Source organism: Kitasatospora azatica KCTC 9699, assembly GCF_000744785.1.
Classification (GTDB): domain Bacteria; phylum Actinomycetota; class Actinomycetes; order Streptomycetales; family Streptomycetaceae; genus Kitasatospora; species Kitasatospora azatica.
Window position 1 is genome coordinate 1,187,371 of the sequence record NZ_JQMO01000002.1, and the last position, 23,895, is coordinate 1,211,265.

The following is a 23,895-nucleotide window of genomic DNA, read 5'->3' on the forward strand; positions in this document are numbered from 1 at the left end:
GGGCAGTTCAACGAAGGAGACGCACGGTGGCCCTGTCCCAGTCTGACCTACTACGCCTGCTGGAGTCACTACGTTCGGCAGACGGGCTCGAACTCGTCCGCGGGGTGGCCGAGCGGATGCTCCAGGAACTCATCGAGGCCGAGGCCACCGCGAGGATCGGCGCCCAGTGGAACGAGCACACCGATACCCGCACCGCGTTCCGCAACGGGCACCGCGACAAGACGCTGACCACCGCGGCCGGCGACCTCGATCTGGCGATCCCCAAGCTGCGGGCCGGCAGCTTCTTCCCCGCCCTGCTGGAGCGACGCCGCCGGATCGACCAGGCCCTGTACGCGGTCATCATGGAGGCCTACGTCCACGGCGTGTCCACCCGCTCGGTCGACGACCTGGTCAAGGCCCTGGGCGCGGACACCGGCATCTCCAAGAGCGAGGTCTCCAGGATCTGCCAGGATCTTGACGGGCAGCTGACCGCCTTCCGGGGCCGGCCCTTGGACCACGTCCGCTTCCCCTACGTCTACCTGGACGCGACCTACTGCAAGGCCAGGGTCGAGCACCAGATCGTCTCCCGGGCCGTGGTCGTGGCCACCGGCATCACCGAGGACGGCGGCCGCGAAGTGCTCGGGGTCATGGTCGGCGACAGCGAGACCGAACTTTTCTGGACCGAGTTCCTTCGCTCGTTGCGCGAACGCGGCCTTGCCGGAGTCCGGCTCGTGATCGGCGACCACCACCTCGGGCTGGTCAAGGCCATCCGCAAAGTCATGCTCGGGGCCTCCTACCAACGCTGCAGGGTCCATTTCCTACGGAATGTGTTCAGCGTGATCAACAAGGAAGCCGGCGAGATGGTCGCCGCGACGATCCGCACGGTCTTCGCCCAGTCCACCGCCGAGGGGGTCCGCACCCAACTCGACACCGTCGCCGACATGCTCGGCGCCCAGTTCCCGAAGGTCAAAGCGATGCTGCTGGAAGCGAAGGACGACCTGACCGCCTTCGCCGTCTTCCCGGAACGACATTGGAAGAAGATCCAGTCCACCAACCCGCTGGAGCGGATCAACCGCGAGATCAAACGCCGCACCGACGTCGTCCAGGTCTTTCCGAACGACGACGCGCTCCTGCGACTGGTCACCGCCGTGCTCTTCGAGCTCCACGACGAGTGGATCGCCTTCCCCCGCCGCTACCTGCCCGAAGGCAGCATGGACCAGCTCTACCCTGCCAAGCTCCCCGAAAGCGCCCCCGCACTACCCAACACGCCCACCGACTGATCGGCTACACCACCAAGCGGGACACGACCCCAGCGTACGCGCCGGATCCGGGATCTCGCCCAGCGCCGTCACCAGGTAAGCCGCATCGAACGAGCTATCCTCAAAAGGAAGTTCATGTGCGTCGGCGCAGTTCGGCACGATGTTGTCGACGCCCTGCTCCTTGGCCCGGCGGCCCACGTGGTCGAGCATCTCCTGCTGGATGTCCAGGATGTCCAGCTGGCCGTTCGGGCCCAGCTGCGGTGCGACGTGCAGCGACTGCAGGCCGGTTCCGGGGCCTATCTCCAGGATCCTCTCGCCCTCCCGGGCCTGCAGCACGTGGTCCAGACGCTTCAGAGTCAGGAACGGCAGCGGCAGGTCGAGCAACCAGCGCTGAGAGTACGGGTACGGCGCGGAGTCGGTGAACCACCAGGTGGCGACGGCGGCGGCAGCGCCCGCGCCGATCAATGCTCGCGAATTCCTCATAATTCCTCCTTAAGTGTCCAATTGGGCCATCGAGCACATCTCTGATGGTCAATCAGTTGTATTTGTGTGCAATCTGCTTGCGCCAGCGCCGACTTTGTCGGCAGTCGACCCGAACGGGCCGAACGGGCCGAACGAAACGCCCGTGGACCGCCGTTGCGGCAGGCCGGGGACTTCCCGAGACGGACCGGACCGCAAGCGCCGATCACGTCACGAGCTCTTCCGCTCAGCGGCCCGGCCGAGGGAAGGTCCGGGTCGCGAGAACCGCGCAGGCCACCGCCAGCGGCAACTCGGCGAAGACCGCCAGCAGCACCGCCAGCTTGAAGTCCGAACCCGGGGCAGCCGTCATGGTGTCGAACCAGGCGTCGACCAGCAGCAGGGCCGAGGTCGCGGCAGAGGTCAGGCAGGCCCGGCAGTCGCCGCGCCTGAGGAGCAGTCCGGTGGAGAGCAGGCCGAGCGCCTCAAAGCTGTCCAGACCCGTCCACGTCCAGGCCCAGTGCGAGGCCTGAGCGGTGGCCGGCAGCCCGGTGTGCAGGAAGACCAGCCAGGGAATCATCGCCAGCCCGAGCACGGTGAGGACCGTGGCCGCCCGGCGACGCAGCAGGGGGAACGCCGAAGCGGCCGCGGCCTTCGGAAGGATCCGCGGGACACCCGAGGCCGAACCGGCGTGCACGCGGACCAGACGGGGCGAATGAACGCCGGTCAGCTGAGTGCTCGCCATGACACCTGACTCCCTCTCGGGCCCGCCCCTCGGGCACAACATCAGCATGTCGTTCGCGCGCGCCCGAGGCAGTAGCACTCCTATCCGACTTGATGGTGGTGCTGGGTACACCTTCCGCATCCGGCGACACTGCGAGGAGATCCGCGTCTGTCAGACCGCCGTCTCCCACCAAGCCGCAGCTACCCTCGCCTCACTCCTCATGTGGGCCTGACCGTTTGACGACACTGCCTAGCTAGGGCCGGTCCGGACCCGGGGCCCCTCCTGTGGATCCTGCCGTTTCACCTCACCGAGATCCGGGAGTAGTCGTAGCGGCCGTTCCACTGGCTGGCATGGGCGTTCTTCACCGCCGGGCCGACCAGCCGCATGTGGACCGGGTGGAAGAGCGGCACCGTCCAGGCCTGCTTGCCGAGTTCGCTGTCCAGCTGTCCCCAGGCGGCGGCCGCCTTGGCCGGGTCGGTGAGCCGGCCGGCGGCGTCGATCTCGGCGTTGACCTGCGGGTCGTTCAGCTGTGCGGAGTTGACGTTGCCGCCGGCGGTGAGGAGGTGGCGTCCGTCGAAGACCGGCGCCAGGAACGGCCCGCCGGACGGCCAGTCGGCGCCCCGGCCGGCGATGAAGAACCCGGGCTCGGTGTCCGGCTTCTGGGTCCCGGCGACGTAGTCCTGGTCGGCGGCGGGGTCCAGCTTGACGGTGATCCCGGCCTTGCCGAGCGCCAGCTGCACGGCCGCCGCGACGGCCGGGCCGGTGTCGCCCGAGGTGCTGGAGTGGCTCAGCGTGACGGTCAGACCGTTCGGGTAACCGGCCTGCGCCAGCACCTCCTTGGCCTTGACCGGATCACCGGCCAGACCGCCCGGGAAGTAGTCGTAGGGCTGGTAGCCGAAGGCCGGCTGGTCGGGCAGGAACGTGGTGGCCGGCTTGGCGACAGTGCTCCCGCCGACCGCGTCGATCACCGACTCGCGGTCCACCGCGTAGGAAATCGCCTGCCGCACGGCCGGGTTGTCGAACGGCTTCACCTTCGGGTTGAAGGCCAGGTACCGGGTCGCGCCGAAGTAGCCGGTGGCCACGCGGTTCTGCAGTCCGGGCTCGCCTCCGAGCCGGGCCAGCACGGTGGCGTCGACGTCGGTGTCCCCACTGACCGCCCGCGCGTCGTCGCCGCTGCCGGCCAGCAGCCGCTGGTTGATCACGGCGGTGTCCAGGCCCGAGGTGAGGACGACCTTGTCCGGGCAGGCCAGCCGCTGCTCGTCGAGCTCCCGCGACCAGTACGGATTGCGGTCCAGCAGCAGCGACTTGCCGCCGGCGTTGCTGACCACCTTGTACGGGCCCGAGGAGATCGGGTGCTTCTGGTACTCGGTACCGGTGTCCTTGTCCCTGGGCACCGGCGCGAACTGGGTGGCGGTGGCCAGGTACGGGAAGTCGCCCTCCGGCTTGCTGAGCCGGAACACCAGGGTGCTGTCGTCCGGCGTCTCGATCGAGGCCAACTCGGCCCCCTTGAACGGACCCTGGTACTGCTCGCCGCCGATCAGCCACTCCCGCAGGTAGGGCGGCCCGCCCGGCAGCTCGGCGGCGAAGGAGCGCTCGATGCCGTACTTGATGTCGGCCGAGCGGATCGCCGTGCCGTCCTCGAACTTCAGCCCCGACTTGAGGTGGTAGGTCCAGACGGTGGCGTCGGCATTGGGCTCACCGGTGTTGGTGGCCAGGTCCGGGACCACCTTGGTGCTCTGCGGACCCTCGGCGGTGTGGTCGTGGGTGGTGAGGGTCCGGAAGACCAGCGCGGGCAGCCCGGCGCCGTCGGTGGTGTCCAGCTCGGCGGGGTCGAGGGCGCCCTGCCCCGCGTGCGACAGCACGGTGAGCGTGCCGCCCTGGCAGCCGCCGGGGTCGAAGCCGGCGGACGCCGCGGTGCTGCTCGCGCCGCCGCAGCCGGTGCTCAGGCCGGCGAGCAGCGCGAATCCGGCGGCCGCGCGGACGGCCCTGCCCCTACTCATGCGTGACATGTCCAAGAACTCTGCTGGCGGGCCGAACGGGTGGTCAAGCAAGATCGGCGAACTGCCACAGGCCCGCAACACGACGACACATACGGCGTCAGTCGGCGGAACTGACGATCAGTCAGTGAGAATGGGTCGGGCCGCCCGCCGATCCTGGAGTCCGCCCGTGCCCGCCCTTCACCGCGGCCGCCTGCTCGTACTGGCGGCGGTCGTCTTCGCCCTGATCGGCTGCACCGCCGGTGCGCACCGGGCCGCCGGCGCCCTGCCGGTCTTCGACGGCGCCGGGTGCGGCAGTGCGCAGGTGCTGGGCGGCTTCCAGGTCGGTGTCACCCACACGGAGCACAGCATCGGCACCGGGGTCGACCCGACCGCGCCGCCCCCCGCCCCGGCGGCCGTGGCCCGGGCCAAACGGGTGCTCAGCTCGGTCGGGCCGCTGCAGAACATGCACATCTTCGGCTTCGGCGAGTGGACCGCCCCGCGCGCACCGGCGCAGGGCGCCTTCAACTGGTCCGCCCTGGACGCGCGGATGCGGCTGATCTGCGCCACCGGCGGCACGCCGGTGATCACCCTGTGCTGCTCACCGTCCTGGGCCACCGACCACTACGACCCGGCCGCGCCCAACGACGACACCCACCTGTACGAGGCCCCGCTGCCCACGCACTACCAGGACTACGCCGACCTGGCGGTCGCCATCGCCCGGCACTTCCCGTTCGTCCGCTACTACCAGGTGTGGAACGAGTTCAAGGGCTTCTACGGCGTGCCGCGCCCGGACGGCACCACGGACTACAGCCAGTGGAACCACCGGGCCTACACCGACTTCTACAACACGGTCTACCGCGCCCTGGACGGCTACCGTCGCGCCGCGCGCCAGGACCTGCGGATCGGCGGCCCCTACCTGCCGTTCCCCAGCTGGGACGATCCCGGCGCCGCCGGCCACCCCGCGACCGATCCGGAACTGGCCGGCCAGCCCTGGGGCACGGTGGACCAGCGGGCCGTGGACTCGCTGGACTACTGGCTGGCGCACAGCGCCGGCGCCGACTTCCTGGCCGTGGACGCCGGGACCGACACCGAGCCCGCCTGCCCACCCGGCGTGTCCGACTGCCCGGACGACCAGAAGTACCGCCGATTCCCGACCCCGGCGCAGGGCGCGGCCAAGTTCCGCACCCTGGACCACTGGCTGCACACCCGCCTCAGCCGCACCGGCCGCAGTCGACTGCCCATCTGGTGGTCGGAGTTCTACGCCCCCGTGGACGGCGGCAACGGCAGCACCGGGCCGGCCTTCCGGGGCGTGCTGAGCGCGATGGCGAGCTCCGGCGCGGCCGTGGCTCTGCTCTGGGGCCCGGAGTACCAGCCCAACACCTCCACCTCCTGCCACAACGCGAGCGGGCACCTGGAGTGCTCGGACGGGTTCCCGGCCCTGTGGACCGAGCCGACGGTGTCCGGCGGTGGGGACCCGCCACCCGGGCCGGACTATCTGACGATCCTTCGGCAGCTCAGCGGGCCCGGCCGGGTGGGGTGAACCGGCTGGCATGATGGGCGCCGTGATCCGCATTGGCTTCCTGCACACCGCCGATCTGCACGTGCCCACCTTCCGGTCGCTGGTGGAGGAACTCGCCACCGGCGAGGTCGAGCAGCAGCACCTGGTGGACGCCGGCCTGCTCGCCGACGCCCGTGCCGGCCGGCCCTACCAGGACGGGCTGCGCGCCCGGTTCGCCGAGCTGGCCGGCAACGACGTGGTGGTCGTCACCTGTTCGAGCATCGGCGGCACGGCGGAGCAGCTGCTGCCCACGGTGATCCGGGCGGACCGCCCGATGGCCGAGGCGGCGGCCCGGTACCGGCGGATCGGCCTCGCCTACACCGTCGACTCCACCCTCGCGCCCACCCGCGAGCTGCTCGCCGAGGCCGGCGCAGGAAGCGCGGACGGCGCGGACGGCGCGGACGGGGTCGACGACAAGGCCAGCGCGGACGGCGCGGACGGCGCGGACGGCGCGGACGGGGTCGACGGCAAGGCCGGCGCGGACGACGTCGACGGCCACGCCGGCGAGCTGGTCGAGATCCCGTGCCCGGCCGCCTGGGCCCGCTTCGAGGCCGGTGACCTGCCCGGCTACCACGCGAGCATCGCCGAGCAGGTGCGGGCGGCGGCCGGTGCGGTGGACGTGGTGGTCCTCGCCCAGGCCTCGATGGTCCCGGCTCTCGCACTGCTCACCGACCTGCCGGTCCCGGTCCTGACCAGCCCGCGCCTCGCCGTCCGCCGAGCGCTGGGCCTGGACGACCCGGCCTGACCTCGACCCGACTCGACCCGACCCGGCCCGGCCCGACCTGAACAGGGGGCCCCGCACCCGTGCGGTGGCTTCACCGTCCTCGAGCACGGCCCGGACCTGGACGTCCACTGCGACGGCGAGCCGCAGTACCGGCTCGACCAACGCTCCTACCAGATCAGCGACTTCATCCCGACCTGCTGGTTCCAGGCCACCTCGCCCGACTCCGCCTTCACCGGGCGCAACGTCTGCTCGATGCTGGTCGGGAACGGCCGGATCACGCTGGCCGGCCACCAGTTGATCCGTACCGTCCACGGCGAGCGGCAGGAAGGCGAGCGGCAGGAACAGGAACTGCCCACCGCGCAGCACCGCCTCGACGCCTACCGCGAGCAGTTCGGCGTCACGCTCACCGCCGAGCAGCTCAGCCGGCTGGACTGACCACGTTGGCGAGCGGCTCCCCCTTGGCGAAGCGGCTCAGCTGCTCGCCGATCAGTCGCCGCGCCCGGGGCAGGAAGGCCGAGGAGCTGCCGCCGACGTGCGGGGAGATGAGCAGGTTCGGCGCGTGCCAGAGCGGGTGGCCGGCCGGCAGCGGCTCGGGGTCGGTGACGTCCAGCGCCGCCCGCAGCCGGCCCGCCGTCAGCTCGGCGAGCAGCGCCTCGGTCCGGACCACCGGGCCGCGCGCCACGTTGACCAGCAGCGCGCCGTCCGGCAGCGCGGCCAGGAAGGCGGCGTCCACCAGGCCCCGGGTCTGCTCGGAGAGCGGTACCGCGAGGATCACCACGTCCGCGCGCGGCAGCAGCGCGGGCAGCTCGGCCAGCGGGCGCACCGGGCCGTACTCGGTGGCGCGCGCCGTGCGGGCCACCCGCTCCACCTCGACCTCGAAGGGCCGCAGCCGCGCCTCGATCGCCGCGCCGACCGAGCCGTAGCCGACGATCAGCACCCGCTTGTCGGCCAGCGCCGGGTAGAAGCCGGCCCGCCACTGCTCGGCGTCCTGTCCCCGGACGAAGCCCGGGATGTCGCGCAGCGCGGCCAGCGTCAGGGCCACCGCGAGTTCGGCGGTGCTGGCGTCGTGCACCCCGCGCGCATTGCAGAGCGTCACGCCGGCGGGCAGGTGCGGCAGGATGTCGTCCACCCCGGCGGTCTGGGTCTGCACCACCCGCAGCCGCTCCATCGCGCCGAGCAGCGGCAGCACCGTGCCGGTCTGCATGTACGGGACGACCAGCAGCTCGACCCGGGCCAGCAGCTCGGTCGGCGGCGGTCCCGGGCGCCCGTCGTACTCGGCTCCGTCGAAGACGGACGGCGCCAGCCCGTCGGGCATCCCGGGGATCTGCTCGGACGGGTACGGCAGCAGCACCACGGGCTCGGTCACTGTGATCATGCCCGCAATCTACCCACCGCCGTTTTGCCGCTCGCAGGGCACTCCGTACGATTCAACAAGTCATTCGGTGGGGAACAGCGATCATCAGGGAAGCAGCGGCAGCATGACGACGGCAGCGGAGCAGCAGGACACCACGGAGGAGGAGTACGGGCCGGGCATCGACCCGGAGCGCCTCCAGTTCTGCCTCGACGTACTCGCCGAACTCGACGAGCTGCCGGTGGACCACCCCGACGCGATCACCGTGCGCCGGGCGGTGGCGGGCATCTTCCGCACCGTGAAGCAGCGCCGCCGGCAGGAGACCCGGGCCGCCAAGACCGCGAACGACCGGGCCGTGACGGCTCGCACCGCGACCGGCGCGCCGGGCCGGATCGACGACGAGACGGCCGGTGTCTTCGGCCTGTCCACGCCGACCACCACCGAGATCGCCGGCGTCCTGCAGCGGCCGCGCTCCTGCTACATCTGCAAGGACCGCTTCGTCGAGGTGGACGCCTTCTACCACCAGCTCTGCCAGAGTTGCGCCAAGGACAGCCGGGCCCGCCGCGACGCCAAGGTGGACCTGACGGGCCGTCGGGCGCTGCTCACCGGCGGCCGGGCCAAGATCGGCATGTACATCGCGCTGCGGCTGCTGCGCGACGGCGCGCACACCACGGTGACCACCCGGTTCCCGAACGACGCGATCCGCCGCTTCACCGAGATGCCGGACAGCGCGGACTGGCTGCACCGGCTGAAGATCGTCGGCATCGACCTGCGCGACCCCGCCCAGGTGGTGGCGCTGGCCGACTCGGTGGCCGCCGAGGGCCCGCTGGACATCCTGATCAACAACGCCGCGCAGACCGTGCGCCGCTCCCCCGCCGCCTACGCCGAGCTGCTCGCGGCCGAGTCGGCGCCGCTGCCGGCCGGCGAGCTGCCCGCCTCCGAGGTGATCGGCAGCTTCGGCAGCGGCAGCGTGGACCGTCCGGCGCTGCCCGGCTCGCGGCAGCCGCTGAGCGCCCAGGAGGTCACCGCGCTGGCCCTGGTCACCGGCTCGGCCTCGCCGGCCCGGATCGAGGCCGGCACCGCGATCGACGCGGGCGGCCTGGTGCCGGACCTGGCGGACACCAACAGCTGGGTGCAGACGGTCAGCGAGGTCGACCCGATCGAGCTGCTCGAAGTGCAGCTGTGCAACTCGACGGCGCCGTTCATCCTGATCAGCCGCCTGCGCAAGGCGATGGCCGCCTCCCCGGCCCGCCGCAAGTACGTGGTGAACGTCTCCGCGATGGAGGGCCAGTTCAGCCGCGCCTACAAGGGCGCCGGCCACCCGCACACCAACATGGCCAAGGCCGCGCTGAACATGCTGACCCGCACCAGCGCGCAGGAGATGCTGGAGACCGACGGCATCCTGATGACCGCCGTGGACACCGGCTGGATCACCGACGAGCGGCCGCACCCGGACAAGATGCGGCTCGCCGACGCCGGCTTCCACGCACCGCTGGACCTGGTGGACGGCGCCGCCCGGGTGTACGACCCGATCGTGCGCGGCGAGCACGGGGAGGACCTGTACGGGTGCTTCCTCAAGGACTTCGAGCCCTCCGCGTGGTGACCGCGCCCGGCCCCGCCCCGCTGATCGGGGCGGGCGTGATCGTCCCGACCGTCGACGGCAGCGGGGTGCTGGTCGGCCGCCGGACCACCGTCGGCGAGCCGCCGAGCTGGAGCCTGCCCGGCGGCAAGGTGGACCATCCCGGCGAGTCCTTCGAGCAGGCGGCGGCGCGTGAACTGGCCGAGGAGACCGGCATCGTGCTGCCCGCCGAGCGGATGCGGGTGCTCGGCGTGATCCTCGACCACCAGGACGGCCGCCCGCGGCTGACCGCCGCCGTGCTCGCCCCGCCGAGCGACGCACCCGCCTTCGTCACCGAGCCGCACGCCTGCGCGGGGTGGGAGCGGGTCGGGCTGGACGCGCTGCCGGAGCCGATGTTCGGGCCCTCGGCCTGGGTGCTCGCGCAGTGGCTCCCGACGGCGGCCGCGCTGCCGCACGGGTTGTCGAACGGGCTACCGACCGGGGTGCACGCCTACCCGGTCGGCTAGCGGTTCCGCCGGCGGCCGTCAGTCCTCGCGGGCGTCGCGGTCGCCCCCGGCCGACCGCAGCAGCTCCTCCAGGGTCAGCCCCACGCTGCGCTCGTCCGCGATCCGGTCCCGCACGGCCGACTCCTCGGCCACCGCCTCCATCCGCGTGCGCACGGCCCACTGGCAGTGGCTGACCATCGCGATGTCGCCGATCGTCCACGGCCTTCCGGCCGCGCGGATCTTGCGTTCCAGCGCCGCCACGTCCCGGCGTCTGCTCCCCGGCTCCACTTTCGTTCCCCCTCTGTTCCGCTCTGTTCCGCGCTGCGGTCCCTCACCGCAACCCAGCTAAGACACCGGGCTGGCCCGTCTTATTCCCGGGCTCGCCGCAGCGTGTGCGGAAGTCATTGTGGCGCACCGCCACCAGCCGCCGGCCGGCGTGTCCGGTCGACTGCGTCACACTGCGGCCACCGCGCGACCTGACTACCGCCGGGTGACTGTGATGGTGTCGGCCAGCCGGTCGCGGCGCAGCACGTCGATCCGGACTCCGGCGGCCGGGTCGGTGAAGGACTGTCCGGGTCCGTAGGCGGCCACGTCGAGGGGCTTGCAGCCGGCCGGTGGCGTGGCGTCCGGGTTGCCGTTGACGATCTGGACCGGCCCCTCCCCGGTCTGGGCGGCGGTGTCGATCTTGTAGATGAGCACGCCGGTGGAACAGGCGCCCGCGTCCGCGTCGACGGCTCGGCGGGACTCGGCGACGTAGGCAGTGGTCTCGCCGGTGCGGATGACCGCGATCTTGGTGCCGCCCAGGCGTTCGACGGCCTGCAGGCGGACGGTGCGGCTGCCCGCCGCCGGCAGGCAGGCGACCTGCCGGTCGTCGATCCAGCCGAACTTCCAGCGCTCCCAGCCGAGATGCTGCGGGGCCGGGCCCGAGATGAGGCCCATCAGGTCCCAGCCACCGGCGAAGCGGTGGTAGTCGGGGCCGGTGAAGGCGTAGAGGTCGGGCAGCCCGAAGGTGTGCGAGGTCTCGTGGTCGGCGACCTTGTAGCCCCAGTTGTACATGTCCTGGCCGAAGGTGACCGCCCACTTGATCCGCTTGCCGTTGACCGTGATGCCGGCGGTGGTCGGGTTGAACAGGTAGGTGGGCGAGAAGCTGATCGCGGCGGCGCTCCTGGTCGGGACGACGTAGAGCATGTCGTAGCGGGAGGGGTCGGCGTACGGCTCGGCGGCCTCGACCGCCTGCTTCACGTACGCCTCGTGCTGCTCGAAGGTGATGCCGCGCTGGAAGCCGTAGGAGGCCGAGTCCTGCGGCATGTGCAGCCACTGGTTCAGCGGGGTGACGTCCAGACGGGTCCTGCCGTACGAGTCCTGCCTCATCCAGTCGGCGGCCGGCGCGAGTTGGCGGTAGTACTCGGCGAGCGCACCGGTGGCCGGGGCGTCGGGGAAGTCGACGAAGAGCATCAGGACGTGCTTGGTGCCCAGCGGCTGCTGGAACTGCGCGCGGTCGGTGTCGTGGCCCTCGTCGGTCCATCCGGTCCGGCCCGGCAGGGCGCACGCGGCGGCGGGGACGGCTGCGCCGGACGGGCGGAGCGGGTCGGCGACGGCCGGGGCGGCGGTCACCAGGGGAAGGGCCAGGGCCAGAGCGGTGGTGAGGGGGCACAGTCGCATCTCTCTCCTTCGAGAGTCAGGCGAGGATCAGAGGGTAATGCGATATGACATTTCACATGTGGGACAAGATTGAGGGTCCGCGCTCCCTTCCGGGAGCCCCCAGCCGCCCATAACATCCGGTTATGGAGCTCGAGATACGCCACCTGCGGATCCTCTGCACCATCGCCGAGACCGGCAGCCTCAGCCGCGCGGCCGCCGCCCTACGCCTCACCCAGCCCGGCATCAGCGCCCAGCTGCGCCGGATCGAGACCCTGCTCGGCGGCCCGCTCTTCGACCGCACGTCCTCCGGGGCCATGCCGACGGCCTTCGGCGAGGTGGTGCTCGCCCGGGCCCGGGCCGTCCTGCCCACCATTGACGACCTGCTGGGCAGCTCCACGTCGGCCGCCCGGTTCGCCGACCCGGTCCCGCTGTTCAGGCTCGGCTCGGTCAACGCGCCGCTGCTGGGCGGGCTGATCACCGCCCTCAAGGCCCACCACCCGAGGGCCCGGATCGCCGCCCGCGAGCAGGGTTCCTCGGTGCCGCTGGCCGAGGAGCTCGCCAACGGCCGCCTCGACCTGGCCGTGGTCGGCGACAGCCCCGGCTACGAGCTGGCCCCTCGCCCCGGTGTCACGCTGCACCCGATCGCCACCGAGCCGGTCTTCGTCGCCCTGCCCGCCGGCCACCGGCTGGCCGCGCTCGGCGAGGTTCCGCTGGACGAACTCGCCGACGAGGACTGGGCCTCCCCGCCTCCCGACGACGACCGGACCCGCGAGTACTGGTCCACCACCTTCCTCGCGCTGGGTCGCCGGATGCGCACCGTGCACGAGGCGCAGGGGCGGCTGCTGCTCGAACTGGTCCGCAGCGGCCACGCGGTGAGCCTGTGCCAGGCCACCTTCGAGCAGCTGCCGGGCATCGCCGTCCGTCCCATCACCGGCAACCCCCTGTGGTACCGGCACCTGCTCGGCTGGCACCGGTCCGGCCCGCTGGCCCAGCTGGGCTCGACCCTGGTCGAGCACGCCACCGAAGCCCACCGGGCCGCCGCCACCCGCAGCCCGACCTACCGGCAATGGCTGCGCAGGCACCGACCCGAGCCGCCGACCCGGTGAATCGGGATTGTTCTTGAATGGTCGCTCAGGTATGTTGGCCGCATGCCCCGACCTCGAGAGTTCGAGCCCGACGCCGTCCTGAACCAGGCCATGCTGCGGTTCTGGGAGCGCGGCTACCGGGCGACGTCCATCGAGGACTTGGTGAAGGCGACCGGAGTCAAGCCCGGCAGCATCTACAGCGCCTTCCCGGGCGGCAAGCACGCCCTGTTCCTGAAGTCCCTGGAACGCTACGCCAAGCTGGTCGTTCCCCAGAAGCTGGGCGAACTGGAGGCCCCGGGCGCCTCGGTGGCCGAGATCCGCGGCTACTTCGACGGGCTGGTGCGTGACCTGCTCAGCCCCGAGGGCCGGCAGGGCTGCCTGCTGGTCAACACGGCGATCGAGAAGGCCGCCGAGGACGACGAGGCGGCGGCCGTCGTCCGTGGCCACCTGGCCCGGCTGGAACGGTGCATGACCCACGCGCTGGAGAACGCGGCCCGCAGGGGCCAGGTGCGCACCTCGCTGGACCCGGCCGGCAGCGCGAAGCTGCTGGTCGCGACCTGCCAGGGGCTGATGGTCGTCGGGAAGGCGAATCCCGACGAGACACTGCTGCGGGCGATCGTCGACAACGCCTTCGCCGCTCTCGCCTGACAGCCGGCCACCCGGGCCACCGCACGCGGTGGCCCTTCTGTCGGCCCAATATTTGAATGACCGCTCAAGAATCGAGCCCGGAACATGAAGGCCATCGTCATCTCCGCCCACGGCGGTCCCGAGGTACTCACCCCCACCGAGCTGCCCGACCCGGTGCCCGCCGAGGGCGAAGTGCTGGTCCGCGTCAAGGCGTTCGGCCTCAACCATGCCGAGGCGTACATGCGCAGCGGCGCCTGGGGAGAGGTCGCGGCCGTTCCCGGAATCGAGTGCGCCGGGCTGGTCGAGGCCGACCCCTCCGGCCAACTCCCCGTCGGCACCATGGTGGTGGCGATCCTCGGCGGCATGGGGCGGACCCGCAACGGCAGTTACGCGGAACTGGTGACCGTACCGGCGACCAATGTGCTGGCCGTGCACTCCGCGCTGGACTGGGCCGAGCTGGCCGCCGTTCCCGAGGTGTACGCGACGGCGTGGAGCGGTCTGTTCGGGAACCTCGACCTGCGGCCGGGCGAGACGGTCCTGGTGCGCGGAGCGACCTCCTCGCTCGGCCAGGCCGCCGTCAACCTCGCGGTCGACCACGGCGCGACCGTGCTCGCCACCACCCGAAACCCCGCGCACATACCGCTGTTGAAGGAGCTCGGGGCCGCCGAGGTGCTCGTTGACGACGGCGCGCTCGCCGCCCAGGTCAAGGAACGGGGGCTCGGCGTCGACGCAGTCTTCGACCTCATCGGCAACAGCGTCCTGCGCGACTCGCTGGCCCTGGTCCGGCCCCGCGGCCGGGTCTGCCAGCTCGGCTTCCTCGGCGGATTCGCACCGGTGCCGGACTTCGACCCGCTCGCCGATCTCCCCAGCGGCGTCCGGCTCAGCTTCTTCGGCAGCGCCTTCGTCCTGGGCACCCCCGAATTCCCGCTCACCGACGTGCCGTTGGACGAGATCTACGCCAAGGTGAGCGCCGGCGCGCTGCGCGCCCGCCCCACCCGCGTCTTCCGGTTCGAGGAGATCGTCGACGCCCACCGGGTGATGGAGGCCGGAACAGCCCTCGGCAAGATGGTCGTCACCCTCGACTGAACCCGCCTCCGGCCGGCCCCCGCCCGCAGTGATCACCGGCCTCGCCGCCCGGGCCCGAGCAGGCTCGGGTCAGCGCGCCCGTCCCCGTGGCTTCAGGGGCAGTTAGGGCAGCTCAGGCGCAGCCAGCCGATCACCGTCGTGAGCGGCGGCTGCACGATGCTGCGCGGATCTGCGCCATCGTGTGCTGGAGGGCCTGGGCCACGCCGAGGGAGCCGTAGAGCAGGCCGAACACGCCCACCGCCAGCGCGAGTCCGTTGCCCTGGACGGAGTGCACGTTCTCCCGCAGCTGCGAAGCCAGGATCGGGAAGTCGGCGAGCGCGGAGTCGACCACAGCCCGTTGGGCGCCGGGGTGGCCGTGCAGGACGAAACCCAGGACCGTGCTGAGCAACAGCAGCAGCGGCAGCTAGGCAGAGGAAACCGAAGTAGGTGATCAGAGCGGCCAGGTAACCGCCCCGGTCGTCCCCGTACTTCTTGACGATGCCGAACACGACGGCGGGCGCCGGGTGCCCCTGCTGCACCCGGTCCAGTGCGCGCACCATGCGTTCCAGCGGGTTCATGGCACCCCCTGTGGTTCCTTCGCGGAGGTCTTGAACAGTCCCACCCGGACCAGCGCGGCCGCCAGCCGGGCAAGATCCTCAGACAGCACCACGCGGACCGGCACGCATGGGAGTACTCACCACCGGTACCAGCGCGCTCGGCCGCCGCTGTGGGACGGGTCCCGGAACACGAAGCCGAGCAGCCAGAACACCAGGACCACGAGCGCCACCCACCACAGCACATGCACCGCGAACCCGACACCGCCCGAGGATGAGCGCCAGCAGCAACACCAATAGGAGAATCATCGTCGTACCTCCGCGCCCCCGCGTCTGCCCGGTTCACGATCGTGAAACCGACGAGATCCGGAAGATCAGGACGGCTCGCCGGCCGGCGCCGAAGCCGGCTCTCATCCGTTGTTCGTGGCAGCCGATTCTGCGGCGGGGATACCCCGGACGGTGACGAGCCGGGCACTGCCCTCGGCCAGCTGGTAGGCCAGGCCGACCACTGCGGCGCGGCCGGAGGCGACCTGGTCGGCGAGGACGCGGGAGCGGTCGAGCAGCAGGTCCACGGTGTGCCGTATGTGGGAGTCGATCAGGTCGGCGTCGCTGTCCAGGCCGGAGGCGCGGGCGGCCGATGCGGGCCGGCAGCCCGGCTCGCGGGCAGCGCCGGCCACCCTGCGCGGGGCCGCTCCGTCCGGCATTCGCCCGCAGGCGGCGCCGAGCTGGACTGGCAGGCCGGTGCCGGCCCCCGGCGGTGTACCGACTCGCCCGGTCTCACAGTCTCATCGGAGGAGATCGGCACGGCTCCTGGACGCGACGGCCAAGGTCTGGTCAGTCCTCAAGCACCGGCGGCAACGCGCCGAGGATGTCAGAGACCGGTCGCCCTCCCAGGTCGCTCGATCCTGGTCGGGGTCGGCCACCACGACCTCCCGAGGAGCAGGGCCATGGCTTCGACACCCCTGGGTCACCGGATCAGGGAGCTCGGCCGGCAAACTGTGGGACTCACCCGAGAGCTCTGGCGCCACGGCCAGGAGATCGAGCTGCTGTACCGGTCGCTGGCCTTCGCCGCGCTCTTCTTCGTCACCCTGGTGCCGCTACTGGTGGTGATCGCCGCAGCGCTGCCGAGCCGGGGCAACGGGATCGCGGACTGGATCACCGACGGCCTCGCGCTGTCCGGGCGCTCGGCACGCGCCGTGGGCGACCTGTTCGCCACGCGCAGCGAGGTGCTCAGCGCCACCACGGCCCTGAGTCTGGCCGCACTCGCGGTCTTCGGGATCTCCCTGATGTCGGCCCTGCAGCGCAGCTACGAGAGGATCTGGCAGCTGTCCGCCGGACCCTGGCACACCGTATGGCGGCAGGTCGTCGGACTGGCCGCACTGATCGCCTACATCCTGCTCACCACCTGGCGTGGTGTGCTCCCCCACCACGCGACCGCCACCACAGCGCTGCGTGCCGCCGTGAGCGTCCTCGGCGGCGTCCTGTACTTCTGGTGGCTGCAGCACCTGCTGCTCGGCGGCCGCGTGGCCTGGCGCACCCTGCTGCCCGGCGCGATCGCCACAGTCGTCGCGTTCGCCGGGCTGCGGGTCTTCTCCCAACTGGTCTTCGCCCCGCTCATCGTCTCCAACGCGATCTCCTACGGCACGGTCGGCACCGTGCTGGTCGTGCAGTCCTGGTTGATCGGCGTCGGCTACACCGTCTACGCCGGAGCCATGGTCGGCCCGATCCTTCACGATCGGCGCGGCGACGAGGGCGGGCCGGACGCTGACTGACCGCCGGGTCCCGTGCGGGCCACCGGCCCGCTGCGACCGCGCTGCGGGCCGCGCAGGCTGGAACGGTGTGTGAGGAAGCAGGGTTCGAAGCGTTCGTGCCGAACGCTTCACTGGCCTACCCGTGCACGGCGTGACAACCGCCGTCGGCGCGCCGGGTGCCTGGTCGGCCTCGCCGGGCCGCCCCCCCATTGCAGTATCGTGCGCTCGCGCTCAAGCAGTGCGGCTATCAGCGGCTTCAGGGACTGCACGTCCTCCACCACGGCGAGCGCCTGGTCGCAGCAGCCCAGGCAACACTCCCAGGTGCTGTCCACATCGCCGTCGTCCGACGGTGCGTCCAATGAGGTGGCGGTTCGCGCGGTGGCAGCTGCGAGCGCTTCGACCACCTCGTCCTGTGGGCGAGAGGTGTACGGCGAGTTCCTCCGTGGTGGGCGCGCGACCGAGGTACTGCTCGAGCTCGTCCGAGCCCCTGACGACGGCGAGCCGGGCCTCCTGGAGGCGCCTGGGGACGTGCACCGCCCAGGTCGAGTCGCGAAAGAACCGACGGATCTCACCGATGATCGTCGGGAGGGCGAAGGTGGTGAGCTCCACTCCACGGTCCGGGTCGAAGCGGTCAATGGCCTTGATGAGGCCCACCGTGCCGGTCTGGATGATGTCGTCCATCGGTTCGTGGCTGCTGCGGAAGCGCCTGGCCGCGAACTTGACGAGGGACACGTTGAGTTCGATCAGCGTCCCGCGCACATAGGAGTGCAACTCCGTGCCCTGCTCCGTATGCCGCAGGCGGAGCAGGAGGACGCGCGACAGCTCCCGTGCCTCGCTGGTGCTGACGGCCAGCGGAGCAGCGATCTCCGGCAACCCGTGCCGGCGGGGGCAGAAACCCGAATCCGTGCCTGTACTCGGCTCCTTTGTTCACATATTGGAGGACGTGAAATATCGCTCGTACGATGGACAGATGGAGACGAATGCCGTCGGCCGACGGGCGTGGACGTTTCTGACCAACCACGCCCGGGTGCTCTCGCTGATCGCCAAGGATCCCGCGATCCGGTTGCGCGACGTGGCCGCGACCTGCCAGTTGACCGAGCGCGCCGTACAGGCGATCGTCGCCGACCTGGAGGCGGACGGTTACCTCACCCACTCGCGAGAAGGACGGCGCAATCGCTACCAGGTGACACCTCACACCCAGTTGCGGCACCCCGCCGAAGCCGGCCGCACCGTGGCCTCCCTGCTCCAACTGCTCGACGAGGAACCCGCTACTGCCGACGGCGAGCCGAACCGTCCCTCCGAAGGCCCTTCCGAGCGGGATTCGTGACCGCCACGGCCTCCCGTTCCCGCATGGGGCCCTCCACTGGCGCTACTGCTCGTATCGGGCCGGAGCCCCAACCAAAAGCACCCCCGAGGCCCGTTCCCGCACCAGGTCCACCCCCACGATCTCGACTCGCGTCTCCTCCCCCACCTCGGTGACCACGCCCTCGACCTCCACTTCGATCCCGGCGAGCTCGGCCCCCGAGCGGATCTCTCCGACCGCGAGCCCTCGCAGGAGTACCCACGCCTGATCGCCCGGTGTGGGGTCGGTCCGCCAACGGGCGCGCAACACGCCGTCAGCGTCGGGCAGTACGGCAGTGAGCAGCGGGTTGCGGTCGTCCAGGCAACAGGAGAGCAGGGCAGCGGCTCGGGCCCCGGCGGCCAGCTCGACCAGGTCAGCGGGCTCCGGCTCCTCGGTGTCCACGCTGCTGATCCGGCCCTGCGTGTCCTCCCAGACCAGCTCGGCCGACCCGTCCTGGGGAAGGTCGGCCAGCACTGCGGCGACATCGGTACTCAGGTCGGGCCAGACGCAGAGCATGGCCCGCGGCGCGAGGCCGGCTCGCACTGCTTCGAGCGTGTCAGGCGCCAACCGGTGCCACCGGGTGGCGTTGTGGACGTAGCCCTCCTCCAGGAGCAGCGTCCGGTCGAGCAGCAGGTGGCGCAGCCGGGCCCAGAAGGTCTCGTCGGCCGGACGCTGCTCGCCGGGCTCCTCGGGCTCGTACGGGGACACGCTCAGCGGCTCGGGGAAGAGACCGAGCGCCCGGGTGCGCTCCACCGCCCCGTGGCACGGCACCGCGCTGCCCAGGTACAGGTACAGGTCCCACCCGACCTGGACCTCGAACCGGCCGGCTACCTCCAACCGGCAGTAGAACCCGTCCCCGCGCAGCATCCCGCGCACCACCTCCACGGCGACCGCGAGCGGGATCTCCTCGCCGTCGTGGTACGGGGACGGGGCGTGCGGCTCTCGGACGGCCAGCCGGGTCACCCCGCTCTCGCGCGCGAACTCCTCGACCGCACGCAGGTACGCGGCTTCCACCGGACCGTAGTCGCTCTCACTGTCCTCGGCACCGACGTAGCGACCGCGCTCGTCGCGGTCGGCCGGGTCGTACTTCGTCACTCGGTACACGTACTCCACCGGGCTCACGGTATCCCCGCCCATCGACGGTCACGTAGTTCCCCGGGTTCTGGCCTCGCGCCGGCTCAGCGGTCGACTGACCACGCCGCATCAGTGGGTGGTGCACCCGTGGTGCGGATCCGGCAACCGCCCAGGCTGCAGCCACATTCTCGCAGGTCAGCACGCCCTTCCTCGTGGCTTCAGGGGCAGTTGGGGCAGCTCCGGCGCGGCCAGCCGATCGCCGTCGTAGCCGTGCACCTCGCCGAAGCGGGCGGTGGTCATCCAGTCCTCGCGGGCCTGTCGGATGTCCTGGTCCGAGCGGCCGATGAAGTTCCACCACATGACGAGCTTCTCCTCGAACGGCTCGCCGCCGAGCAGCAGCAGGGAGCTGTCGGTGCGGGCCAGCAGCGGGAGTTCGCGGCGGCCGCAGCCGAGGTAGAGGACCGAGCCCGGTTCGACGCGGACGCCGTCGACGTCCACGCTGCCGCTGATCGCCAGGGCCGCGTACTCGAAGCCGGGTTCCAGGGGCAGTTGGGCCGTACTGCCCTCACGGAGTGTCAGGTCGACGCCGACGAGTGGGGTGTAGGTGGTGCCGGGTGAGGTGGCGCCGTCGACCGAGCCGAGGATCACGGTGCCGTGCAGGCCGGGGGCGGTGATCTCGGGCAGCTGGGCGTGGTGTTCGAAGGTGGGGGCGGTGTGGCGGTGGGCGTCGGGGAGGGCGACCCAGAGTTGGGCGCCGTGCAGGAGCCGCGGGTGCGGGCGCGGGGACTCCTCGGAGTGGGAGATGGCCCGGCCGGAGGTCATCAGGCCGAGCTCGCGCGGGCGGACGGTCTGCAGGCTGCCGAGGCTGTCGCGGTGCAGGACCTCGCCGTCGTGCAGCCAGCTCACGGTCTGCAGGCCCATGTGCGGGTGCGGTGGGACCTGCATTCCGGGCTCGTCGGCGATGTCGTCGGGGCCGTAGTGGTCGACGAAGCACCAGGCTCCGACCATCCGTCGCCCCAGGTTGGGCAGCAGACGACGGACCTGGGTGCTCTCGCCCAGCTGCACGGTCCGGCCGGTCAGCAGATCACGGACCGGACCGGCGCTGGGGTCGCCGGCGCACAGGGTTGCCACGGGCTTGAGATCAAGGTTGCTCACCAGGCCAAGGTAGCTCTGACCCGGCCCCGAGGTAACTCTGACGCAGCCTGAGTGCGGTCAGGGACCAGCCTGAGTGCGCGCAGCGACCAGCCTCAGTGCGCGCAGGCCCACGGCGCGCTCGCGCTGGCCGCCTCGGCCTGGGCCCGCAGCGAGCGGACCGCCTCGGCCGGGTCGGCCGCGCCGTACACCGCCGAGCCCGCCACGAAGACGTCCGCGCCGGCCTCGGCGCAGCGCTCGATGGTGGTGGCCGACACCCCGCCGTCCACCTGCAGCCACAGCTCCAGGCCGTGCTTGGCGATCAGTTCCCGGGTGCGGCGGATCTTGGGCAGCATGATGTCCAGGAAGGCCTGGCCGCCGAAGCCGGGTTCCACGGTCATGATCAGCACCATGTCCAGCTCGGAGAGCAGGTCCTCGTAGGGCTCGATCGGGGTGGCCGGCCGCAGCGCCATCGCGGCGCGGGCGCCCTTGGCGCGGATCTCCCGGGCGAGCCGGACCGGCGCGGCGGCGGCCTCCACGTGGAAGGTGACCGAGCCGGCCCCGGCCTCCACGTACTGCGGCGCCCAGCGGTCCGGCTGCTCGATCATCAGGTGGCAGTCCAGCGGGGTGTCGGTGGCCCGGGCCAGCGACTCCACCACCGGCACGCCGAGGGTCAGGTTGGGCACGAAGTGGTTGTCCATCACATCGACGTGCAGCCAGTCGGCGCCCCGCACCGCCTCCGCCTCCTGGGCCAGGCGGGCGAAGTCCGCGGACAGGATGCTGGGGTTGATCTGCGCCATTTCCGAAAACCCTCACCGATCGTCGCTCCGGGCGGTCGCCCGACCCCCATCATCTCCCGGATCAGGAAGCGCGTTCCAGAACGATCACGACGCACGGTCCAGAAGGCTTACGACGCACGTTCCAGAACGATCACGTCATACCGTTCCTCGACCGGGCCACCACCCTCACCCGCCGCGTCCAGCCGCGCCAGTCCGGCGGCGAACTCGGCTTCGGTCAGGGCCAGGAACTTCGACTGCGGCCGATGGACCAGCCGTTCCCGCAGCTCGCGCAGGTCGCGGGCGACGGGCTGGGCGAAGGAGCGCACCTGGTGCACGGTGAAGCCGGCGCCGGTGAAGTCGGCCAGCAGCTCGGCCTCGCTCGGGAAGCGGCGGGCGTCGGTCTGCAGCAGGCGCGGCCAGTAGCGGTAGACCGGCGCGTCCAGCCGCTCACGCACGGTCGTCCGGAGCACCAGCCGTCCGCCGGGTCGCAGCGCCCTGGCCAACTCGCGGGCGGCTGCCGGGCGGTCGGGCAGGTGGTGGACCACCCGGGAGAGCAGCGCCAGCTCGAAGCCGGCGTCCGGGACGGGCAGCGCCTCGGCGGAGCCCGCGAGGTAGCGCACCCGTGGGTGGCCGCTGAGCCGCTCGGCCTCGGCGCGCATCGGGGCGCTGGGTTCGACTCCGGTGACCTCGGCGGACGGCAGCTCCCGGGCCAGCGCGGCGGTGAACATCCCGGTGCCCGCGCCGACCTCCAGCACGGCCGTGGCGGCGGGCAGGTACCCGGCGATCAGTGCCGCCCAGGCCCGCAGCGCGGCCGCCGGCATCTCGTTGCCGTGCTGGTACACCGCCGCCAGCCGGGGATCCTCGTGGGCCTGGGTCACCACTGCCTCCAAGTGCTCGGGTGCTTCGATAGATTGACGGTATGTCACAGACGCCACGGACGATCCTGATCACCGGCGCCACCGACGGACTGGGCCGCGCGCTGGCGCTGCGCCTGGCCGGCCCGGACACCCTGCTGATCCTGCACGGGCGCTCCGCCGAGCGGGCGGCGGAGGTTCAGCGGCAGGTGCGGGCCGCCGGTGGGCGGGCGGAGGTGCGGCTGGCGGATCTGGCCGAGCTGCGCCAAGTGGACCGGCTTGCCGACCAGGTGCTGGCCGACTTCGACCGGCTGGACGTGCTGGTGAACAACGCGGGGATCGGCTTCGGCGCGCCGGGCAGCGGGCGCGAGCAGAACGCCGACGGCGTCGAGCTCCGTTTCGCCGTCAACTACCTGGCCGGCTACCACCTGACCGACCGGCTGCTCCCCCGCCTCACCGAGGCGGGCGGGCGGATCGTCAACGTGGCCTCGGCCGGGCAGTATCCGATCGACTTCGCCGACCCGCAGCTGCTCGCCGCCTACGACGGGGTGACGGCCTACCGGCGGGCCAAGCTGGCGCAGGTCATCGCCACTTTCGACCTGGCCGACCGACTCGCCGCCGAGGGCTCGCCGGTCACCGTCAACGCCCTGCATCCCGCGACCTTCATGGCCACCGGAATGGTCCGCGAGGCGGGGGTCGAGCCGATGAGCAGCGTCGAGCAGGGGGTGGCGGCGACCCTGGAGCTGGTCACCGGCCCGGCGGGCGCAGCGAGCGGCCACTACTACAACGGCACCGCCGAGGCCCGGGCCGACGCCCAGGCGTACGACCCGAAGGCGCGCGAGCAGCTGCGGGCGCTCTCGGCGGAGCTGGTGGCCAGGGCCCTGGCGCCTTGAGAGGTGGAACAGGCGCCAGGGCCGCGGTCGATCACCAGGCGTAGTCCTCCGGCGCGGGCCGGTGGCCGGGGAAGATCTCGTCCAGTCGGGCCAGCGCCTTCTGGTCCAGCTGGACGTCCAGCGCCCGAACCGCCGCGTGCAGCTGGTCCAGGGTGCGCGGGCCGACGATCGGGGCGGTGACGGCGGGGCGGGTGAGTAGCCAGGCGAGGGCGATGTCGCCGGGCTCGTGGCCGAGCTCGGCGGCGAAGTCCTCGTAGGCCTCGAGCTGCTCGCGGTGCTTGCCCACGGCGTCGGCGGCCCGTCCGCTGGTGCGGCGCACGCCCTCGCGTTCCTTGCGCAGCACTCCGCCCAGCAGGCCGCCGTGCAGCGGCGACCAGGGGATGACGCCCAGACCGTAGTGCTCGGCGGCGGGTAGCACCTCGAGCTCGATGCTGCGCTCCAGCAGGTTGTAGAGCGACTGCTCGCTGGTCAGGCCGAGGAAGTTGCGGGCCTTGGCGGCCTCCTGGGCGCGCGCGATGTGCCAGCCGGCGAAGTTGCTGGAGCCGACGTAGATGATCTTGCCCTGGGCGACCAGCACCTCCATCGCCTGCCAGATCTCCTCCCAGGGAGTGGCCCGGTCGATGTGGTGCATCTGGTAGATGTCGATGTGGTCGGTCTGCAGACGGCGCAGGCTGGCGTCCACCGCGCGTCGGATGTTGAGCGCGGACAGCTTGCCCTCGTTGGGCCAGGCGCCCATCTCGCCGTAGAGCTTGGTGGCGATCACCGTGCGCTCGCGGCGGCCGCCGCCCTGGGCGAACCAGTTGCCGATGATCTCCTCGGTGCGGCCGCGGTTCTCGGCCCAACCGTAGACGTTGGCGGTGTCGAAGAAGTTGATGCCCTGCTCGTGTGCGACGTCCATGATCTGGTGGGCGTCGGGTTCTTCGGTGTGCGGGCCGAAGTTCATCGTGCCCAGGCAGAGTCGGGAGACGCGGAGGCCGGTCCGGCCGAGGTGGGTGTACTCCATGA

The 23,895-nt window shown here is 71.6% G+C and carries 26 protein-coding genes and 1 pseudogene; 12 read left to right on the top strand and 15 right to left on the bottom strand.

Annotated features, from left to right (window positions below):
* Positions 1 to 26 precede the first annotated feature (26 nt).
* A complete protein-coding gene (locus BR98_RS05570) occupies positions 27 to 1,259 on the top strand; it encodes an IS256 family transposase (RefSeq protein ID WP_035838848.1) in 1,233 nt (410 codons plus the stop codon).
* On the opposite strand, the gene BR98_RS05575 is transcribed toward BR98_RS05570, so the two are convergent.
* From BR98_RS05575 to BR98_RS05585, 3 genes are all read right to left on the bottom strand, one after another.
* Positions 1,236 to 1,721, bottom strand: coding sequence for a class I SAM-dependent methyltransferase (locus tag BR98_RS05575; RefSeq protein WP_083976010.1), 486 nt, complete (start codon positions 1,719 to 1,721; stop codon positions 1,236 to 1,238). The genes BR98_RS05570 and BR98_RS05575 overlap by 24 nt on opposite strands.
* A gap of 223 nt (positions 1,722 to 1,944) precedes the next feature.
* On the bottom strand, positions 1,945 to 2,439 hold the full coding sequence (locus BR98_RS05580; RefSeq protein WP_232247250.1) for a hypothetical protein: 495 nt from the start codon (positions 2,437 to 2,439) through the stop codon (positions 1,945 to 1,947).
* A 278-nt stretch (positions 2,440 to 2,717) separates the two neighbouring features.
* The gene (locus BR98_RS05585; RefSeq protein ID WP_035840706.1) at positions 2,718 to 4,427 is read right to left on the bottom strand and encodes an ABC transporter substrate-binding protein; all 1,710 of its coding nucleotides are present in this window, start codon (positions 4,425 to 4,427) and stop codon (positions 2,718 to 2,720) included.
* Positions 4,428 to 4,584: 157 nt separating this feature from the next.
* Here BR98_RS05585 and BR98_RS36040 point away from each other — a divergent pair, with 157 nt between their 5' ends.
* The 3 genes from BR98_RS36040 to BR98_RS37505 all read left to right on the top strand — a co-directional run bounded on the left by BR98_RS36040 (position 4,585) and on the right by BR98_RS37505 (position 7,114).
* The gene (locus BR98_RS36040; RefSeq protein ID WP_051969340.1) at positions 4,585 to 5,937 is read left to right on the top strand and encodes a hypothetical protein; all 1,353 of its coding nucleotides are present in this window, start codon (positions 4,585 to 4,587) and stop codon (positions 5,935 to 5,937) included.
* Positions 5,938 to 5,959: 22 nt separating this feature from the next.
* Positions 5,960 to 6,700: a hypothetical protein gene (locus BR98_RS05595; protein WP_157537421.1), complete on the top strand. Its 741-nt coding sequence runs from the start codon at positions 5,960 to 5,962 to the stop codon at positions 6,698 to 6,700.
* Between the two features lie 96 nt (positions 6,701 to 6,796).
* Positions 6,797 to 7,114: an arylamine N-acetyltransferase gene (locus BR98_RS37505; RefSeq protein WP_083976014.1), complete on the top strand. Its 318-nt coding sequence runs from the start codon at positions 6,797 to 6,799 to the stop codon at positions 7,112 to 7,114.
* On the opposite strand, the gene BR98_RS05600 is transcribed toward BR98_RS37505, so the two are convergent.
* Entirely contained in the window at positions 7,098 to 8,054 is a 957-nt protein-coding gene (locus tag BR98_RS05600; protein WP_035840719.1) for a 2-hydroxyacid dehydrogenase, read from the bottom strand. The genes BR98_RS37505 and BR98_RS05600 overlap by 17 nt on opposite strands.
* Before the next feature lie 103 nt (positions 8,055 to 8,157).
* Between BR98_RS05600 and BR98_RS05605 the strand changes: the two genes are divergently transcribed.
* The gene (locus BR98_RS05605) at positions 8,158 to 9,633 is read left to right on the top strand and encodes an SDR family oxidoreductase (protein ID WP_035840721.1); all 1,476 of its coding nucleotides are present in this window, start codon (positions 8,158 to 8,160) and stop codon (positions 9,631 to 9,633) included.
* The gene (locus BR98_RS05610; protein WP_051969342.1) at positions 9,627 to 10,115 is read left to right on the top strand and encodes a nucleotide triphosphate diphosphatase NUDT15; all 489 of its coding nucleotides are present in this window, start codon (positions 9,627 to 9,629) and stop codon (positions 10,113 to 10,115) included. The genes BR98_RS05605 and BR98_RS05610 overlap by 7 nt, the downstream gene beginning before the upstream one ends.
* A gap of 18 nt (positions 10,116 to 10,133) precedes the next feature.
* Here BR98_RS05610 and BR98_RS05615 read toward each other — a convergent pair whose 3' ends face one another.
* Positions 10,134 to 10,355, bottom strand: a complete 222-nt coding sequence (locus tag BR98_RS05615; RefSeq protein ID WP_324606658.1) for a hypothetical protein — start codon at positions 10,353 to 10,355, stop codon at positions 10,134 to 10,136.
* A gap of 219 nt (positions 10,356 to 10,574) precedes the next feature.
* A complete protein-coding gene (locus BR98_RS05620) occupies positions 10,575 to 11,756 on the bottom strand; it encodes a M6 family metalloprotease domain-containing protein (protein WP_035840728.1) in 1,182 nt (393 codons plus the stop codon).
* Positions 11,757 to 11,878: 122 nt separating this feature from the next.
* Between BR98_RS05620 and BR98_RS05625 the strand changes: the two genes are divergently transcribed.
* The 3 genes from BR98_RS05625 (at position 11,879) to BR98_RS05635 (ending at position 14,533) form a co-directional block, all read left to right on the top strand.
* Positions 11,879 to 12,841, top strand: a complete 963-nt coding sequence (locus tag BR98_RS05625; RefSeq protein ID WP_035840731.1) for a LysR family transcriptional regulator — start codon at positions 11,879 to 11,881, stop codon at positions 12,839 to 12,841.
* 42 nt (positions 12,842 to 12,883) lie between these two features.
* Complete coding sequence (locus BR98_RS05630; RefSeq protein WP_035840734.1) at positions 12,884 to 13,468, top strand: TetR/AcrR family transcriptional regulator; 585 nt, start codon at positions 12,884 to 12,886, stop codon at positions 13,466 to 13,468.
* Positions 13,469 to 13,552: 84 nt separating this feature from the next.
* Positions 13,553 to 14,533: a zinc-binding dehydrogenase gene (locus BR98_RS05635; protein ID WP_035840735.1), complete on the top strand. Its 981-nt coding sequence runs from the start codon at positions 13,553 to 13,555 to the stop codon at positions 14,531 to 14,533.
* A gap of 130 nt (positions 14,534 to 14,663) precedes the next feature.
* Here the strand turns inward: BR98_RS05635 and BR98_RS36045 are convergent, their stop codons facing one another.
* From BR98_RS36045 to BR98_RS05650, 3 genes and pseudogenes are all read right to left on the bottom strand, one after another.
* Entirely contained in the window at positions 14,664 to 14,921 is a 258-nt protein-coding gene (locus BR98_RS36045) for a hypothetical protein (protein WP_051969343.1), read from the bottom strand.
* Positions 14,922 to 15,206: 285 nt separating this feature from the next.
* Positions 15,207 to 15,375 (bottom strand): annotated as a pseudogene (locus tag BR98_RS05645) (hydrophobic protein).
* A 101-nt stretch (positions 15,376 to 15,476) separates the two neighbouring features.
* A complete protein-coding gene (locus BR98_RS05650; RefSeq protein ID WP_198042133.1) occupies positions 15,477 to 15,770 on the bottom strand; it encodes a carbonic anhydrase in 294 nt (97 codons plus the stop codon).
* A gap of 243 nt (positions 15,771 to 16,013) precedes the next feature.
* Here BR98_RS05650 and BR98_RS05655 point away from each other — a divergent pair, with 243 nt between their 5' ends.
* Positions 16,014 to 16,838, top strand: a complete 825-nt coding sequence (locus tag BR98_RS05655) for a YhjD/YihY/BrkB family envelope integrity protein (RefSeq protein WP_035840737.1) — start codon at positions 16,014 to 16,016, stop codon at positions 16,836 to 16,838.
* Between the two features lie 210 nt (positions 16,839 to 17,048).
* Here BR98_RS05655 and BR98_RS05660 read toward each other — a convergent pair whose 3' ends face one another.
* Positions 17,049 to 17,690, bottom strand: a complete 642-nt coding sequence (locus BR98_RS05660; protein WP_051969345.1) for a sigma-70 family RNA polymerase sigma factor — start codon at positions 17,688 to 17,690, stop codon at positions 17,049 to 17,051.
* A 97-nt stretch (positions 17,691 to 17,787) separates the two neighbouring features.
* Here BR98_RS05660 and BR98_RS05665 point away from each other — a divergent pair, with 97 nt between their 5' ends.
* A complete protein-coding gene (locus tag BR98_RS05665) occupies positions 17,788 to 18,144 on the top strand; it encodes a helix-turn-helix transcriptional regulator (protein ID WP_035840740.1) in 357 nt (118 codons plus the stop codon).
* A 42-nt stretch (positions 18,145 to 18,186) separates the two neighbouring features.
* Here BR98_RS05665 and BR98_RS05670 read toward each other — a convergent pair whose 3' ends face one another.
* From BR98_RS05670 to BR98_RS05685, 4 genes are all read right to left on the bottom strand, one after another.
* On the bottom strand, positions 18,187 to 19,272 hold the full coding sequence (locus BR98_RS05670; RefSeq protein WP_232247251.1) for an RNA-binding protein: 1,086 nt from the start codon (positions 19,270 to 19,272) through the stop codon (positions 18,187 to 18,189).
* Between the two features lie 156 nt (positions 19,273 to 19,428).
* On the bottom strand, positions 19,429 to 20,388 hold the full coding sequence (locus tag BR98_RS05675; protein WP_035840743.1) for a pirin family protein: 960 nt from the start codon (positions 20,386 to 20,388) through the stop codon (positions 19,429 to 19,431).
* 92 nt (positions 20,389 to 20,480) lie between these two features.
* Complete coding sequence (gene rpe / locus BR98_RS05680; protein ID WP_035840746.1) at positions 20,481 to 21,164, bottom strand: ribulose-phosphate 3-epimerase; 684 nt, start codon at positions 21,162 to 21,164, stop codon at positions 20,481 to 20,483.
* Positions 21,165 to 21,271: 107 nt separating this feature from the next.
* Positions 21,272 to 22,021: a class I SAM-dependent methyltransferase gene (locus tag BR98_RS05685; protein WP_035840749.1), complete on the bottom strand. Its 750-nt coding sequence runs from the start codon at positions 22,019 to 22,021 to the stop codon at positions 21,272 to 21,274.
* A gap of 41 nt (positions 22,022 to 22,062) precedes the next feature.
* Here BR98_RS05685 and BR98_RS05690 point away from each other — a divergent pair, with 41 nt between their 5' ends.
* A complete protein-coding gene (locus BR98_RS05690; RefSeq protein ID WP_035840751.1) occupies positions 22,063 to 22,890 on the top strand; it encodes an SDR family NAD(P)-dependent oxidoreductase in 828 nt (275 codons plus the stop codon).
* Between the two features lie 31 nt (positions 22,891 to 22,921).
* On the opposite strand, the gene BR98_RS05695 is transcribed toward BR98_RS05690, so the two are convergent.
* Positions 22,922 to 23,893 carry an aldo/keto reductase gene (locus BR98_RS05695; protein WP_035840753.1) on the bottom strand — a complete coding sequence of 324 codons (972 nt, stop codon included), beginning with the start codon at positions 23,891 to 23,893 and terminating at the stop codon, positions 22,922 to 22,924.
* Positions 23,894 to 23,895: the final 2 nt, after the last annotated feature.

Excerpts from the sequence above, each read along its gene's own strand:
- BR98_RS05575 (WP_083976010.1), bottom strand. The coding sequence starts at position 1,721 with ATGAGGAATTCGCGAGCATTGATCGGCGCGGGCGCTGCCGCCGCCGTC.
- BR98_RS05580 (WP_232247250.1), bottom strand. The coding sequence starts at position 2,439 with ATGGCGAGCACTCAGCTGACCGGCGTTCATTCGCCCCGTCTGGTCCGC.
- BR98_RS05585 (WP_035840706.1), bottom strand. The coding sequence starts at position 4,427 with ATGTCACGCATGAGTAGGGGCAGGGCCGTCCGCGCGGCCGCCGGATTC.
- BR98_RS05600 (WP_035840719.1), bottom strand. The coding sequence starts at position 8,054 with ATGATCACAGTGACCGAGCCCGTGGTGCTGCTGCCGTACCCGTCCGAG.
- BR98_RS05605 (WP_035840721.1), top strand. The coding sequence starts at position 8,158 with ATGACGACGGCAGCGGAGCAGCAGGACACCACGGAGGAGGAGTACGGG.
- BR98_RS05620 (WP_035840728.1), bottom strand. The coding sequence starts at position 11,756 with ATGCGACTGTGCCCCCTCACCACCGCTCTGGCCCTGGCCCTTCCCCTG.
- BR98_RS05625 (WP_035840731.1), top strand. The coding sequence starts at position 11,879 with ATGGAGCTCGAGATACGCCACCTGCGGATCCTCTGCACCATCGCCGAG.
- BR98_RS05630 (WP_035840734.1), top strand. The coding sequence starts at position 12,884 with ATGCCCCGACCTCGAGAGTTCGAGCCCGACGCCGTCCTGAACCAGGCC.
- BR98_RS05635 (WP_035840735.1), top strand. The coding sequence starts at position 13,553 with ATGAAGGCCATCGTCATCTCCGCCCACGGCGGTCCCGAGGTACTCACC.
- BR98_RS05650 (WP_198042133.1), bottom strand. The coding sequence starts at position 15,770 with ATGCCGGACGGAGCGGCCCCGCGCAGGGTGGCCGGCGCTGCCCGCGAG.
- BR98_RS05655 (WP_035840737.1), top strand. The coding sequence starts at position 16,014 with ATGGCTTCGACACCCCTGGGTCACCGGATCAGGGAGCTCGGCCGGCAA.
- BR98_RS05665 (WP_035840740.1), top strand. The coding sequence starts at position 17,788 with ATGGAGACGAATGCCGTCGGCCGACGGGCGTGGACGTTTCTGACCAAC.
- rpe (WP_035840746.1), bottom strand. The coding sequence starts at position 21,164 with ATGGCGCAGATCAACCCCAGCATCCTGTCCGCGGACTTCGCCCGCCTG.
- BR98_RS05690 (WP_035840751.1), top strand. The coding sequence starts at position 22,063 with ATGTCACAGACGCCACGGACGATCCTGATCACCGGCGCCACCGACGGA.
- BR98_RS05695 (WP_035840753.1), bottom strand. The coding sequence starts at position 23,893 with ATGGAGTACACCCACCTCGGCCGGACCGGCCTCCGCGTCTCCCGACTC.